Here is a 14,771-nt window from a genome sequence, read left to right as displayed (position 1 = left end):
TCGAGGTGGCCGTGCTCGGAACGGTAAATCCGGTCACTGGTCGTGTCCTCTCGAGTGGGTCGAACCATCATCATCAACGATCATGTCGCGCCCCGCAGCGCGGACCGCCAGGCGCGAACGAAGCGCGAGGCCGAGCCTCAGCGCGAGGCGCAGCGGTGCGCGCAGCAGTCCCGGATTGCGGTCAGCCTGGAACATGTACGCGCTGCGGTGGTGCGCCGGCAGCATCGCGCCGGGGTCACGACCTGCGCTGTGGCCCTTCGTGTGAGTGACCTCGGCGCCCGGCACGTAGAGGTTGAGCCATCCGGCTTTGCCGAGTCGGTCTCCGAGGTCGACGTCCTCCATGTACATGAAGTACCGCTCGTCGAAGCCGCCGATCGCCTCGAAGGCCTCGCGGCGCACCAGCAGGCATGATCCCGACAGCCAGCCGACGGGTCGCTCGCTGGGGGCGACGTCGTCGGCGCGGTAGGCCGCAGTCCACGGGTTCGACTTCCACACGGTCCCCAGCAGTGCGTGCCCCGTTCCCGACACCAGGCTCGGGACACTGCGTGCCGACGGGTAGACCGAACCGTCCGGTTCGTAGATCAGGGGCCCCAAAGCCCCTGCCCGCGGCCAGCGCGCGGCGGCCGCGACCAATTCGTCGATCGCACCGGGCGACCACTCGACGTCCGGGTTGGCGATCACGATGAAATCGACGTCGGTGCCGAGCTCGGCGACCGCCCTGTTGATGCCTCCGCCGTAGCCGATGTTGCCGCCGGTGTGCACCAGCGTGACGTTGTCGTGGTCGCGTGCCGCGGCCTCGGGTGCGCCGTCGCCGGAGCCGTTGTCGGCAATGATGACGCGCGGTACAGCTGAGGTCGCGTGGTCGAGACTCTTCAAGAAGGTCTCCACGTGGCCGCCGGACCAATAGGTCACCGTCACGACACCGATGGCAGAAGTCACCCGGTCAGGGTAACCAACCACCGACCGGATCCCCGACGTCCCTCCCGCGTATGTCACGCGTCCGTGGGGATCGGCGATACCTCATTCGTTCCGAACGTCGGGTTCCGCGATCGCCGCACCCAGCGCATCCCGCCAGCCCCGCAGCGGGGTCAGCCCTGCGTCGGCCCACGCCGACGCGTCGAGGACCGAATAGGCGGGCCGCGGCGCGGGTCGGGGGAACTCGTCCGTCGTCACGGGCGATACCCGGGACGGATCGGCACCCACCCCCTCGAAGACGGCCTGCGCGACGTCGAACCACGTCGCTGCGCCCGAGTTGGTGGCGTGCAGGACGGCCCCGGTCACGGCGTCGTCGCCGACACGTGATGCCAACTCCCACACTCCGTCGGCCAGGTCTCGCGCATAGGTCGGTGAGCCGGTCTGGTCGTCGACGACGGTGATCGTGTCGCGGGACGCCTCGAGGCGGCGCATCGTGCCGACGAAGTCGGGGCTTTCGCGACCTCCCGTGTACACCCAGGCGGTTCGGACGATGGTGGCGGTCGGATCGGCGGCCCGCGCGGCACGCTCGCCCTCGAGTTTCGTTGCGCCGTAGACGGTTTCGGGAGCGAGGTCGTCCTCGACCATCGTCGCTTCATATGGCGTGGTCCGCGGCGCGGGCCGGGCCTCACCTTCGCGTGGGCTGCCCGCGGCAGCTCCGCCGAAGACGTAGTCGGTGGAGATGTGGATCAACCACGCGCCGCCTCGGGCTGTCTGCGTCGCCAGATTCGCCGGCCCGCTCGCATTGACCGCCGCGGCCCGCTCGCGATCGGACTCCGCGGCGTCGACGTTGGTGTAGGCCGCGCAGTTGACCACGACGTCTCCCGCTGCGAGGTCGGCGAATGCCCGGGCGACCGACTCGGCGTCGGAGATGTCGACGTCGCGCGAAGTCAGGGCGCGAACGTGGCTGGGCTTGTGCTCGGAATCGAGCAGCGCTGTGCCGAGCTGGCCGCCTGCCCCCACGATCCACACCGTGCATTCCTTCGCTGCGATATCGCTGTTCGATGGTTCCGTATCGACGTCGTCGCCCCTGTGCATGGCCTCATCGTGCCGCACGAATCGTGGTCACGCGCACGTGACCCGACACACGAGGTGTTGATCGTCACGTCGGCAGGGTGACGGGCGACGAGATCGCGTCGGCGTTGCAACCGCGATATTGCGCGCCACTTCAGTAGCCTGACGTCAGTACAACAACTTCAGCAACGTCAACCTCTTGAATAACGGCATTCACATGCGTCCCGCGGGGAACGGGACGCGATCCCCCGAGGAGCCGAACGCCGGATTCGACGATCGCAAAGGACCTGACCACTCGTGGAGTCACGACCCGAAGGCGCGCGTCGGCGGCCAAGCGGCCCTCGACGCCCAACCTCGGACGCGCACGACGAGTCCCGGGCGGCCCATCCCCGACGCCCAGCCCAGGACGCGCACGACGAGCAACGCGCCCCCCGGCCCACACGGCCCCGCCCCGAAGGGGCGACACCGGACCGGCGAGAGGGCACCGGAAATCCGCGACGACGACACCCAGGCAAGCAGGGACGCACCGGCCAGCAAGAACGTCAGCGAACAGAGCGGCGGGTGAACCCCGACGCGCCTCGCCGCCCGGGTCCCGACGGTCAACGCCCACGCACACCGCAACCGCCTCGACGAAATCGGCCCGACGCCCGCCAACGCCCGGCCTCCCAGTCGCCCGACGACACCGGCGCGCCCGCGAAGCCCGGCGTCACTCGTCGTCCGCGCCAGCGTCGCTCCGGAGAGATCCACACCAAGGGTGCTGCGGCCACCACGAGCGCGAGCACACGGGAGCAGAAGCCGCAGGGCCACGACGACCAGGGCCAGAATCCACCCCCGCCTGCCCGCGGCGCGCTCGCGGCGGTCGGCGGATTCGGACGCAAAGCCTGGGGCCGCGGACTGATCGCGCTGGTCTCGGTCGCTGTGCTCGTCTGCACCGGATACGCGTGGAGCAGCGTCAACGGACTGACGTCGAAGATCACTCAGCTCGGCGGCCTCGACCTCGGCGGGGGCGACGACGGCGCCACCGACATCCTGCTGGTCGGCACTGATTCGCGCACCGACGCCAAGGGCAACCCGCTCTCGTCCGAGGAGCTCAAGTGGCTTCGCGCAGGTGACGACATCTCCACCAACACCGACACCATCCTGCTCATTCGCATTCCCAACGACGGATCGTCGGCCACGGCTATCTCGATTCCACGCGACTCGTACGTGTCGGTTCCCGGTATCGGGTTGTCGAAGATCAACGCCGCGTACGGCACCACCCGCGAAGGCGCGCGCAAGCGCGCGGTCGAAGCGGGCAAGCCGGAAGAGGATGCCGAGCGCGAGGGCACACTCGCCGGCCGCAAGGCACTCATCGACACGGTTGCCGACCTCACCGGCGTCAAGGTCGACCACTACGCCGAGGTCGGCCTGCTCGGGTTCGCCCTGTTGACCAAGGCGGTCGGCGGCGTCGAGGTATGCCTCAAAGACGCTGTGAACGAACCACTTTCGGGAGCACGATTCAAAGCCGGACGCCAAACCCTCAACGGCCCACAGGCATTGAGCTTCGTCCGGCAACGCCACGAGCTGCCCCGCGGCGATCTCGACCGCATCACGCGCCAGCAGGTCTACATGGCGTCGCTGACGCAGAAGATCCTGTCGGCGCACACCCTCACCGATCCGTCGAAGCTGAACGAACTCGAGGACGCCGTATCGCGTTCGGTAGTGATCGACGACGACTGGAACGTCGTGCAATTCGCCGAGCAACTCAAGGATCTCAGCGGCGGGCGCGTCAAGTTCGCGACGATTCCCGTGCTCGACGAACAGGGGTGGAGCGAAGACGGACAGCAGAGCGTCGTGACGGTCGACCCCAACGCCGTGCACACCTTCACCAGTAATCTGCTCAACGACGGCGCGTCCAAGTCGCAGTCACGACGCGGCGACTACACCGTCGACGTCGACAACGCGGGCACCATCGACGGACTGGCGAGCAATGTCTCGAACATCCTGACCAACAAGGGATTCCAGGCAGGCAAGACCAGCAGCACCCCAGCCGACATCAAGGACTCGGTGATCTACGCACACAGCGCCGACAACCCGGGGGCGCAGTTGCTCGCGAAGGATTTGCGTGCGGTACGTGTCGAGGCGCAGCCGGACCTCGACGAGCATCACCTGAAGTTGGTGCTCACCAACACCTTTGCCGGTCCGGGATCGATCAACGACGTCGGAGCACAGACCGACAACACGCCTGCCAGCCAACGGGTGGGCAACAATGCCCCACCGATCACGGCGGGCACCGACGGACCGGTGTGTGTGAACTGATGGCCGACGACACGCTGACCACCTCCCTGCTCGCACGCATCGACGACTGGGCTCGACCTCTGCTCACCTACTACGACGATCACACCGGCGAACGCACCGAGCTGTCGGGGGCGACGCTGGGCAACTGGGCGGCGAAGACTGCCAACTATCTCGTCGTCGAACTCGGTCTCGCACCCGGCGACGACGTCGTCGTCGACCTGCCCGAACACTGGCAGAGCGCCGCGATCCTGTTGGGCGCGTGGTGGGCCGGGGCGCATGTGCATGTCACCACCGAGGTCGACGCCCCGCGGGTCGCGTTCACCAGCGCTGGAGGAATCGACGAGCACCCCGACGCCGAAGAACTCGTCGTCGCCTCGCTCGATCCGTTCGCACTCGGCGTCGCCGACCTTCCACCGGGGGTCACCGACTATGCGTCGGCGGTCCGCGTGCACGGCGATCAGTACTCGCCGCCTCGATATTCGGGTCCTGCGCTCGACGGCACCCCCGCGAGCGACGTCCTCGACACCGCATCGACTCAAGCGTCCGCCGAGGGGGTCTCCGCACCCAGCCGGGTGCTGTCGACACGTGAATGGCGCACGGGTGCAGGCATTCTGAGTAGTCTCATCGCGCCGTTGAGCGTCGGCGCCAGTCTCGTGTGGGTCTCCCCGACCCCCGATACCGACCTCGCGGCGCGTGCGGCGTCCGAGCGCGCCGACGTCGTTCTCGACTGACGACGCCACCCGTCGAGGTGAACACTTGTTCCGGAGTGGTTCACGGCGGGCGCCTCATACGGCAGAGTGGGCCGTATGCAGTTACCCGCCTGGTTGGCCCGCGCCAACAAGAAGATCACCAATCCGCTGCAACGACGCTGGGCGCCCTATCTGGCGCCGTGGGCGATGGTCCATCACGTCGGACGCAAGAGTGGGCGGATCTACTCGATCCCGGTGCTCGCGTGGGTCAACGAGACGGGTGACGAGAAGAAGATCTACATCATCCTGACCTACGGGCGCGACACCGACTGGGTACGCAACACACTCGCCGCGGGCTCGGCCGGAATCACTCGAAAAGGCAAGCAGTACAAGCTGATCCGGCCCACCATCATTCCCGCCGACTCACCCGACCTTCCGCTCGTCGCCGGTCTCGCAGGCCGCGCGTTCGAGTGGGCACTCCAGGGCACCCTCGTCGCTCCTGATGGCCGCGAGGCGAAACCGTCAGGCACGTCGCGGTGACCCGACACGCCGCCGACGACCCGCTCTCCGACTTCGACGTACGGATCGCAACCCACCACGGCACCCCTCGCCGCGTCTACAGCATCGGCGAGGGGCCCGCCGTGATCGTCATCGCCGAGATGCCAGGCATCAGTCCCGCCGTCGCCGACTTCGCCAGACGCGTCGCGGCTATCGGAGCAACCGCGGTCATGCCGTCGATCTACGGCGTCGACGGCCAGGACCCGTCGCCGTCGAGTCTCGGGGTTGTCGGGGCCGCGACGAACATGCTCGGCACGATGGGGCGCGCCTGTATCAGCAGGGATTTCACGATTTTGGCGACGGGCAGGACCTCACCTGCCGTCGAATGGATGCGGGCACTGGCCGCCGAGGAACACCAGCGCTGCGGCGGTCCGGGTGTCGGCGCGATCGGCATGTGCTTCACCGGTGGCTTCGCCCTGGCGATGGCCACCGACGATCGCATCCTCGCACCGGTCCTGGCTCAACCGTCGCTGCCGTTCGCGGTCAGCCCTCGTCGTGCACGATCCCTCGACATCTCCGACGACGACCTCGCAACGGTCGTCGGGCGGTGCGCGCGCGGACTCGACGTCATGGGCGTGCGATTCGAGGGTGATCGGATGTCGCCACCGTCGCGCTTCCAGTTCTTGCGCGAAGTCCTCGGCGACGCGTTCCTCGCGATCGAGCTGCCCGATTCGGCGGCCAATCCCGAATCACCGTTGCCGACACCGCATTCCGCGCTCACCAACGATCTCATCGTCGTGCCGGGCGAACCGACACACGACGCCCTGGTAGCCGTGCTCGACTTCTTCGCCCAGCGACTCGGGATCACCAAGCCGGTCACGGGCGATCAGTAGCGGACGATCAGTGGCCGCTGATCAGTAGTTCGTCAGCCCAGCTGCTCAGTCGCCGCCGAGCAACCGCTGACGCAGGGCTGCGTCCTTGTCGAGCACGAGTTGTTCGAGTCCGCGCTGGAAGGACTCCATCCGGGCCCGCAACACCGGGTCGGATGAACCGAGGATGCGTACGGCGAGCAGCCCTGCGTTGCGCGCGCCACCCACCGACACGGTTGCCACCGGCACTCCGGCGGGCATCTGCACGATGGACAGCAGGGAGTCCATGCCGTCGAGGTAGCGCAGCGGTACCGGCACACCGATAACCGGCAGCGGGGTGGCGGCGGCGACCATGCCCGGGAGATGTGCCGCGCCTCCCGCGCCCGCGATGATGACCTCGATGCCCTCGCCCGCAGCCGACTTCGCGTAGTCGAGCATGCGCTGCGGGGTGCGATGCGCCGACACGACACCGACCTCGAACGGGACGTCGAACTCCGCGAGCGCTTCGGCCGCGGCCTCCATCGTCGGCCAGTCGGAGTCGCTGCCCATGATCAGTCCGACGCGGGCCCGGCTACGGATCGGCGGCGACGCCACCTCGGGTTCAAAAGCGGTGCCGGCTTCACTACCGGTGCCGGCTTCAAAAGCGGTGCCGGCTTCAAAAGCGGTGCCCGCCTCGGTAGTCCCGACCTCCGTCGTATCGGTCTCGGTTGTCCCGGGCTCGGTTGTCCCGGCCTCGGTTGTTGCAGCCTCGGTCGTGTCTGTCTCGTCGTCCACCAGGTCGCCTGTCGTCTCGTCGTTCATGAATGCGGGTCCCAACCGTCCGTCCACTCGGCGTCGGACATCCAGTGCGCCGCGCGTTCTGCACGCTCGCGGACGGCTGCGACGTCTTCTCCCGGCTTCCCCACGATGTTGACATGCCCGATCTTCCGATCGGGGCGTTCTCCCTTTCCGTACAGATGAATTCGCGCGTCGGGCATGCGCGCCATCAAATGGTGCGTGCGCTCGTCCATCGACATCTCCGGCGCCTGCGCAGCACCGAGGATGTTGGCCATCACGGTCACCTCGGCGCGCGGGGCGGTGTCGCCGAGCGGGTAGTCGAGAACAGCCCGGAGGTGCTGTTCGAACTGCGAGGTCACCGCACCGTCCATCGTCCAGTGACCGCTGTTGTGCGGTCTCATCGCGAGCTCGTTGACCAGTAGCTCGCCGTCGGTGGTCTCGAACAGTTCCATCGCCATCACGCCGACGACGCCGAGCTCCGACGCCAGCCGCAGAGACATCTCCTGTGCACGTTCGGCGGTCTCGGCACTCAGTTCCGGTGCGGGCGCGATGACCACAGCGCACTGTCCCCGACGCTGCACGGTCTCGACCACCGGCCACGCGCCCCCCTGGCCGAACGGCGAACGAGCGATCATCGCCGACAGTTCGCGGCGCATCTGCACCTTTTCCTCGGCGATGAGGTCGACGCCGGCATTGAACTGCTCATCGAACACCGCGAGAGCGTCGGGTCCGTTGTCGACGATCCACACGCCACGTCCGTCGTACCCGCCGCGAACCGCCTTCAACACGATGTTCCATCCGTGCCGTTCACCGAATTCGACGAGCCGACCGCGAGCCAGCCCGAGGTCGCCCGCGAGATCGGCGAAATCCGGTACCGGCAGGCCGAGTTCGCTCAGCTTCACCCGCATTGCTCGCTTGTCCTGCGCGAACACCAGCGCGGCCGACGGTGGCCGCACGGCGACGCCCTCGGCCTCCAGTGCACGCAGGTGCTCGAGGGGCACACCCTCGTGATCGAACGTGAGCGCCACCGCACCGGCGGCGGCGCGTCGTAGGTCGTCGAGGTCATCGTGCGAACCGATCACGACGTCGGCGCTGACCTGGGCAGCGGGATCAGTCGCACTCGCGGCGAGCACGCGTAGACACTCGCCGAGGGCGATCGAGGCCTGGTGGGTCATCCTGGCGAGCTGACCACCACCGATCATCGTCACGGTCGGCAAGACGTCGCGTTCGGGAATCGCGCGGGCGGCCGCGTCAGGCGGCGCCGCGGCGTTTGCGCCGGTATCTGAATCTCGGGCAGTCACGCGATACATCGTGGCACGGTCGGCGTTGCCGCCGCTTAGTGGCATGGTCGTCGATGCGTGGTCAGCGAAACCTGCCCACGTCACCGATGAGGAACACGGTCACGTCGCGATCCCACCCGCGTCGCCGCATTCGCGTCCTTCGGAGCGTCGTCGTCACGGTCGGTCGCCGCGGGCACGACAATCGCGAACACCGGCGGCCTCCGCGACGTGAGTTCGAGGCGTCCGCCGTCGGCCTCGACGAGTGCACGGGCGAGGGAGAGCCCGACACCGTTGCCCGCGCCACCAGAGAATCCCCGACGGAAGATGTCGGTGGCCACGTCGTCGGCGACGCCGGTTCCCTCGTCGGCCACGGTGATACGCAGCATGTCGCCCTTGAGGTCGCTGACGGAGATCCGACACTCGCCGCTGCCGTGCTGCAGCGCGTTGTCGACGAGCACGCTGACCGCCTCACGCAGCCGACCCGGACCGGCGCTACGCGCGACAGCGTCACCGGAGAACGACACACTCAAGGTGCGCCCTTCAGCGGTGAAGGCCGAGTCGAAGTCACTGACAAGCGTCATGATCAGCGACGACACGTCGACACTGCCCGGCTGCGCGGGCTCGTCCCGTGATGCCGCTACGAGTTCGTCGAGTTCCGCGGCGAGCCGATCGACCTGTCCGAGTGCGGCTTCGGCCTCACTCACGACCGCCGGATCGTCGTGGAGCGAGAGTTCGTCGAGTCGCAGTTGGATGGCGGTGAGGCGCGATCGAATCTGATGCGAGACGTCGCCGACGATCTCGCCCTCACGCTCGAGCCGCAACGCGATCTCGGCGTTCGCGTCGCCCAGCGCACGCGAGACGCGGTCGAGTTCGTCGATGCCATAGGTCTTCCATCGCGACCGGAAGTCGCCGCGAGCCATCGCCTCCGAACGGTCGGCGAGATCGATGAGAGGGTCGGCGATGCGCCCGGCCGTCACCGCGGCTGTGACGGTGCCCGCAGCCATCGATCCCGCGACCACGAGGCAGACGATGCCGACGGCGGCGAGTTGGTCGTTACGGACGGTGTCCATCGGGATCTCGAGGATCAACGTGCCCGCGGCACCAAGGCCGATCGAATCAGACATCGTCGCATCGGTGATGTCGGCACCGATCGACGTGGAGGCCGGTTTGCCGTTGACGTCCTGATAGCGCAGGGTGAGCCTGCCGTCCTCGGGAAGCATGAGTCGGATCGACTCGGAATCGATGACCGCATTGTTGAGATGCTCGCCCATCTCCGCCTGACGGATGATCTGATCGGAGATCGTCTTCAGCCGCGAATCCATCAACTGGTGCGCACTGTCGGCGACCCACCACCATGCGATGACGCTGAGTGGGATTCCCAATAGTCCGCCGACCGCCATGAGCATGGCGATCATCGTGTAGAGAATTCGACGGCGCACTGGAAAGTCTCTCCCTAGGCGTCGAACCGAAAGCCGACGCCGCGCACCGTGACGATGTGCCGCGGTCGATCGTGGCGGTCGTCGCCGATCTTTCGACGCAACCACGAGATGTGCATGTCGAGTGTCTTCGACGAGCGCAGGTCCGCAGACCCCCACACCTCGGTCAGGATCTCGTCGCGCGACACCACCTCGCCGGCCCGCTCCATGAGGAAGCGCAGCAGGTCGAACTCGCGGTTCGCCAGCACGAGATCGTCGCCGTTGACGAGGACCCGCCGCCCCCGCGCGTCGAGTTGGATGTCGCCGCCGGTGAGGACGACGTCGACCGTCTGCCGTCGCCTCAGTAGTGCGCGCACCCGCGCGAGCAGTTCGGCCAACCGGAAGGGTTTGCCCACGTAGTCGTCGGCGCCGGCGTCGAGTCCGACGACGAAGTCGACCTCGTCGGTGCGCGCGGTCAGCATCAGCACCGCGAGTTCCGGACGTTCGACGCGCACGCGCCGACACACCTCCAGTCCGTCGATCTCGGGAAGCCCGAGGTCGAGGATGAGCAACTCGTAGCGTTGATCGCGAGCCTGCTCGAGTGCTGCCGATCCCGTCCCGACGACGTCGCATCCGTAGCCCTCACGGGCGAGCGCACGCGCCAGGGGTTCGGCAATCGCCGCGTCGTCTTCTGCCAGCAATACGTCTGTCATCGCCTGTCGACCTCCACGCGGCGAGAGTACGCGGAGTCGCCGTCGTGTCCCCGGCCCTCGTCTCGGTCGGCCGAGTCATAGCGGTCGTCGAAGCCGTCGTCGCGTTCGTCGAGCACCTCGTGGTAGAGCAGCGAATGCACCCGCTCGACCTGCGGCACGTCGTCGAACAGCAGCGGTTCGTCGGACGCGGACTCGATGATCAGGGTGCCGGTACGCATCATGCGGTCGAGGAGGCCGTGGCGGAATTCGACGGTGTTGATTCGTCGGATCGGAATGTCGATGCCCGAACGGGTGAGCACTCCCCTGCGGAAGATCACGCGACGGTCGGTGAGCACGAAGTGAGTCGATTTCCATGCGATGAGCGGACGGACGAAGAACCAGGCGGCCGCAGCGCCCCAGCCCACGGCGACAACGATGTTGAGAATCAGCGCGAGCGTCGAATTGATGGTCGACGCCGCGATCGCGCCCGCCGCGAGGCCTGCGAGCCCGGTGCACACGACGAAGACCGAAAACGGGCCGATCAGGCACTTCCAATGCGGGTGGTGATGCACCACGACGCGCTCACCACTCGCGAGGTTGTCCCTGGGAAACGACATGAATCTCAGCATATCCGCAGATGAACGGGCGGTCGGTCAACCCGACCCGGCGCCTGTCCCCCGCTCGGTAGACTGCGTGCACACGACGCGCAACAGGTCAGGAGAATCATGAGCTACCGCGACCCCCGCGACCCCAGGGATCAAGACCCGAGGGACCAGGGAACGGCGCGCTACGAGGCCGGCTACTCGCCGCAGTCGCGTGCCTACAGCCAGCCGACCGATCGATACCAGCAGCAGTACGGCGACGGACAGTACGGGGACCAGCAGTATCGGGACCCCCGCGACAACCCCGCCCAGTACAACGCAGCCCAGTCCGACCCGAGATACGCCGGCTCGGCGTCGTACGGCAAGCAGCGCAAGCAGCGTCAACGGCCGAGCATCAACGCGGGTCTCTACGCAGGCGGCGTCGTGATGACGGGCGTCGTGACGGGTCTCGCCGCCTGGCTGGTGGCGTGGATCATCCGGGCCATCGCCCAACGCGTCAACGAGGCAGGCAACCTGGGCGTCTGGAATCCACTCGCCCAGGACGAATACTGGTTCGCGATCACCGGATTCTTGTGCGCACTCGCGGGTGGCGCCCTCTGGTACGTCCTCTACCTGACGACACCTTCGCCCAACCAGTTCTACCGCTGGATCGTCGGCCTGCTGATTGCCGCCGCGGTGATCATCCCGCTTGTGCTGTCAGCGCAGATATCCACCGGGATCGGTACGGCGGTGGTCCATCTCGTCATCGGCCTGCCGGTTCTGTCGCTGATCCCCGCCATGGGCGAGAAGAGCATTCAACGCTGAACCCCGGACAGGCGCCAAGCGCGTCGAGGTCAGTCCTGCGCGGGACGCAGGTGCAGCACGTCTCCCGCCGCGGCGGTGAAACTCTGGCCGTCGTCCGTGCGCACCACGATCCGGCCCTGCTCGTCGACATCGTCGGCGACCCCTTCGACGGTGCGCTCCCCCGGCAACGAGAGCCGGACGCGACGCCCGAGTGTGTCGCAGCGATCCCGATAGCGTCGCGCCACCTCGGCGACGTCGTCGGGCCACGGCGCGTCGGCCAGTGCCCGCAAGTACTCCGCGACCAGTGCGGCGACGTCGACCGGGGCTCCGCTTTCCACCTGCAAGCTGGTGGCCGTCGGCACCGGAAGCTCGTCGGCGGTCATACCGGTGTTGATGCCGATCCCGACGATCACCACGCCGCCCGTCGGCGCGGGGATGTACTCGGCGAGGATGCCCGCCACCTTCTTTCCGTCGACGAGGACGTCGTTCGGCCATTTGAGTGTGGGACGTACGCCGGTCGCCGCCTCGATGGCCGACGCCGCGGCCACCCCGGTCGCCAACGACAACCAGCCCAGTTGCTCGGTCTGATCGCCCGCGTCGAGCGCCACCGAGATGGCCACCTGTCCTCCCGCGGGAGCCGACCACACCCGTGCGTGCCTGCCGCGTCCCGATGTCTGGTCGGTGGTGATGCGCACCGTTCCGACGATCCCCGGCTCTACCGCACGCGCAGCGAGGTCTGCGTTGGTCGACCCGGTCGACTCGACGACCTCGATCGTCGATCCCACACCGCTGCCGGGCGAACCGAAGCGCTCGACGATGGCCGCTCGCAGCGCGTCGGCGTCGAGAGGTGATCGGGGATTCGGTGATGTCTGCTCGTCGCTCACGACTACCGACATTAGTCACCCGGCCTGCGTCGTCGTGGCTCACTCGGCCACCTCGACGTGTCACCGATCACGAGAAAGGTGAGGCGTTCTCATATTGGGGTGGTTGACGCGGGCTACCGAGCGCTCGATAGCATCGGCTGTTATGACCTCTGCGCCGCAGCAGCCCGACGCTGCTCCAGACATCCACACCACCGCGGGCAAACTCGCCGACCTGCGCGAGCGCCTCGACGAAACGTTGCATCCCGTCGGCGAGGCCGCGATCGAGAAGATCCACGCCAAGGGCAGACTCACGGCTCGCGAGCGCATCACCCACCTCCTCGACGAGGGGTCGTTCGTCGAACTCGACGCACTCGCACGTCACCGCAGCACCAATTTCGGCCTCGCAGAGCGTCGACCTGTCGGCGACGGTGTCGTGACCGGCTACGGCACGGTCGACGGCCGCGAGGTCTGTGTGTTCAGCCAGGACGTGACCGTCTTCGGCGGCAGCCTCGGCGAGGTCTACGGCGAGAAGATCGTCAAGGTCATGGACCTCGCGATCAAGACCGGCCGCCCACTCATCGGCATCAACGAGGGCGCGGGCGCCCGAATCCAGGAGGGCGTGGTCTCCCTCGGTCTCTACGCCGACATCTTCTACCGCAATGTGCGCGCTTCCGGCGTGATCCCCCAGATCTCGCTGATCATGGGCCCTGCCGCGGGTGGCCATGTCTACTCCCCGGCCCTCACCGACTTCGTCGTGATGGTCGACCAGCAGAGCCAGATGTTCATCACCGGTCCCGACGTCATCAAGACCGTCACCGGCGAGGACGTGACGATGGAGGCGCTCGGCGGCGCCAACACCCACATGACCAAGTCGGGTGTCGCCCACTACGTGGGCTCCGACGAGGAGGACGCACTCGACTACGTCCGCGACCTGCTCGCGTACCTGCCGAGCAATAACCGTGCCGATCCGCCGCGGCTGCCCGTCGACGAGCCCGCCGCCGGTTCGATCGAGGACACCCTCACCGACGAGGACCTCGAGCTCGACACGCTCATCCCCGACTCACCGAACCAGCCCTACGACATGCACGAGGTCATCCGACGCATCCTCGACGACGACGAGTTCCTCGAGGTTCAGGCCGATTACGCGACCAACATCCTCGTCGGATTCGGCCGGGTCGACGGACGCAGCGTCGGCATCGTCGCCAACCAGCCGACCCAGTTCGCCGGCTGCCTCGACATCAACGCATCGGAGAAGGCAGCGCGTTTCGTGCGCACCTGCGACGCGTTCAACGTCCCGATCGTGACCCTCGTCGACGTTCCGGGATTCCTGCCCGGCACCGACCAGGAATACAACGGCATCATCCGCCGCGGGGCCAAGCTGCTGTACGCCTACGGCGAGGCGACCGTCGGCAAGATCACCGTCATCACCCGCAAGGCCTATGGCGGCGCGTATGACGTCATGGGTTCCAAGCACATGGGCGCCGACGTCAACCTCGCGTGGCCGACCGCCCAGATCGCCGTGATGGGCGCGTCCGGAGCCGTCGGATTCGTTTATCGCGCGCGACTCAAGGAGGCCGCGGCCAACGGCGAGGATGTCGACGCACTGCGCCTCCAACTGCAGGAAGAGTACGAGGACACGCTGGTCAACCCCTACGTCGCCGCAGAGCGCGGCTACGTCGACGCGGTCATCCCGCCGAGCCACACGCGCGGCCAGATCGCGACCGCGCTCAAGCTCCTCGAGCGCAAGGTCGTCAACGTACCGCCCAAGAAGCATGGGAACATTCCGCTGTGAGCTCACCTGACGACAACACGCCCGCCGACGCGGACGCCGGACAGCAGTCGGCCCGCCCCGTGTTGCGTGTGGTGAAGGGCAATCCGACCGACGAGGACGTCGCGGTTCTGGTGGCATTGCTCGCCACCGGTGGCGGTGGCGCTCCGGAACCGGAAAGCACGGAGCCGCGCAACGACTGGGGCCGCCCGATCGACCGCCTCCGTCCCGTGTGGGGTTCGGCGTCGTCGTTCCTGCGTTTCTGACGGGTA

At 67.4% G+C, this 14,771-nt stretch carries 16 protein-coding genes; 8 read left to right on the top strand and 8 right to left on the bottom strand.

Annotation, left to right across the window (positions count from 1 at the left end):
* Positions 1–33: 33 nt before the first annotated feature.
* Positions 34–939 (bottom strand): glycosyltransferase family 2 protein, encoded by a 906-nt coding sequence (locus RND64_RS07915; protein WP_200903266.1) that lies wholly within the window; start codon positions 937–939, stop codon positions 34–36.
* 81 nt (positions 940–1,020) lie between these two features.
* The gene (gene rfbD / locus RND64_RS07910) at positions 1,021–2,010 is read right to left on the bottom strand and encodes a dTDP-4-dehydrorhamnose reductase (protein WP_083444403.1); all 990 of its coding nucleotides are present in this window, start codon (positions 2,008–2,010) and stop codon (positions 1,021–1,023) included.
* Positions 2,011–2,203: 193 nt separating this feature from the next.
* Between rfbD and RND64_RS07905 the strand changes: the two genes are divergently transcribed.
* The 5 genes from RND64_RS07905 to RND64_RS07885 all read left to right on the top strand — a co-directional run bounded on the left by RND64_RS07905 (position 2,204) and on the right by RND64_RS07885 (position 6,343).
* Positions 2,204–2,551 carry a hypothetical protein gene (locus RND64_RS07905; RefSeq protein WP_083444404.1) on the top strand — a complete coding sequence of 116 codons (348 nt, stop codon included), beginning with the start codon at positions 2,204–2,206 and terminating at the stop codon, positions 2,549–2,551.
* Complete coding sequence (locus RND64_RS07900; protein WP_235434382.1) at positions 2,548–4,284, top strand: LCP family protein; 1,737 nt, start codon at positions 2,548–2,550, stop codon at positions 4,282–4,284. The genes RND64_RS07905 and RND64_RS07900 overlap by 4 nt, the downstream gene beginning before the upstream one ends.
* Entirely contained in the window at positions 4,284–4,994 is a 711-nt protein-coding gene (locus RND64_RS07895; RefSeq protein WP_049699520.1) for a TIGR03089 family protein, read from the top strand. The genes RND64_RS07900 and RND64_RS07895 overlap by 1 nt, the downstream gene beginning before the upstream one ends.
* A gap of 75 nt (positions 4,995–5,069) precedes the next feature.
* Complete coding sequence (locus RND64_RS07890; RefSeq protein ID WP_049699521.1) at positions 5,070–5,492, top strand: hypothetical protein; 423 nt, start codon at positions 5,070–5,072, stop codon at positions 5,490–5,492.
* Complete coding sequence (locus tag RND64_RS07885) at positions 5,489–6,343, top strand: dienelactone hydrolase family protein (protein WP_049699522.1); 855 nt, start codon at positions 5,489–5,491, stop codon at positions 6,341–6,343. The genes RND64_RS07890 and RND64_RS07885 overlap by 4 nt, the downstream gene beginning before the upstream one ends.
* A 45-nt stretch (positions 6,344–6,388) precedes the next feature.
* Here the strand turns inward: RND64_RS07885 and purE are convergent, their stop codons facing one another.
* The 5 genes from purE to RND64_RS07860 form a co-directional block, all read right to left on the bottom strand.
* Positions 6,389–6,913: a 5-(carboxyamino)imidazole ribonucleotide mutase gene (gene purE, locus RND64_RS07880; protein WP_268760676.1), complete on the bottom strand. Its 525-nt coding sequence runs from the start codon at positions 6,911–6,913 to the stop codon at positions 6,389–6,391.
* 203 nt (positions 6,914–7,116) lie between these two features.
* Entirely contained in the window at positions 7,117–8,298 is a 1,182-nt protein-coding gene (locus tag RND64_RS07875) for a 5-(carboxyamino)imidazole ribonucleotide synthase (RefSeq protein ID WP_049699783.1), read from the bottom strand.
* A 179-nt stretch (positions 8,299–8,477) separates the two neighbouring features.
* Complete coding sequence (locus RND64_RS07870) at positions 8,478–9,815, bottom strand: sensor histidine kinase (RefSeq protein ID WP_049699523.1); 1,338 nt, start codon at positions 9,813–9,815, stop codon at positions 8,478–8,480.
* Between the two features lie 14 nt (positions 9,816–9,829).
* Entirely contained in the window at positions 9,830–10,504 is a 675-nt protein-coding gene (locus tag RND64_RS07865; RefSeq protein ID WP_049699524.1) for a response regulator transcription factor, read from the bottom strand.
* The gene (locus tag RND64_RS07860) at positions 10,501–11,100 is read right to left on the bottom strand and encodes a PH domain-containing protein (RefSeq protein WP_049699784.1); all 600 of its coding nucleotides are present in this window, start codon (positions 11,098–11,100) and stop codon (positions 10,501–10,503) included. Before RND64_RS07860 ends, RND64_RS07865 begins: the two co-directional genes overlap by 4 nt.
* A gap of 108 nt (positions 11,101–11,208) precedes the next feature.
* Between RND64_RS07860 and RND64_RS07855 the strand changes: the two genes are divergently transcribed.
* Positions 11,209–11,889 (top strand): DUF6069 family protein, encoded by a 681-nt coding sequence (locus RND64_RS07855; RefSeq protein WP_049699525.1) that lies wholly within the window; start codon positions 11,209–11,211, stop codon positions 11,887–11,889.
* 29 nt (positions 11,890–11,918) lie between these two features.
* Here RND64_RS07855 and RND64_RS07850 read toward each other — a convergent pair whose 3' ends face one another.
* The gene (locus tag RND64_RS07850; protein WP_414652023.1) at positions 11,919–12,764 is read right to left on the bottom strand and encodes a biotin--[acetyl-CoA-carboxylase] ligase; all 846 of its coding nucleotides are present in this window, start codon (positions 12,762–12,764) and stop codon (positions 11,919–11,921) included.
* 130 nt (positions 12,765–12,894) lie between these two features.
* Here RND64_RS07850 and RND64_RS07845 point away from each other — a divergent pair, with 130 nt between their 5' ends.
* Both RND64_RS07845 and RND64_RS07840 read left to right on the top strand, forming a co-directional pair.
* Entirely contained in the window at positions 12,895–14,523 is a 1,629-nt protein-coding gene (locus tag RND64_RS07845; RefSeq protein WP_049699526.1) for an acyl-CoA carboxylase subunit beta, read from the top strand.
* A complete protein-coding gene (locus RND64_RS07840; RefSeq protein ID WP_049699527.1) occupies positions 14,520–14,765 on the top strand; it encodes an acyl-CoA carboxylase subunit epsilon in 246 nt (81 codons plus the stop codon). Before RND64_RS07845 ends, RND64_RS07840 begins: the two co-directional genes overlap by 4 nt.
* Positions 14,766–14,771 lie beyond the last annotated feature (6 nt).

The organism is Gordonia sp. w5E2 (assembly GCF_036540975.1).
Taxonomy (GTDB): Bacteria; Actinomycetota; Actinomycetes; order Mycobacteriales; family Mycobacteriaceae; genus Gordonia; species Gordonia jacobaea.
The sequence above is the reverse complement of the archived record's forward strand: the minus strand, read 5'-3'. Positions and strand labels throughout refer to the sequence as shown.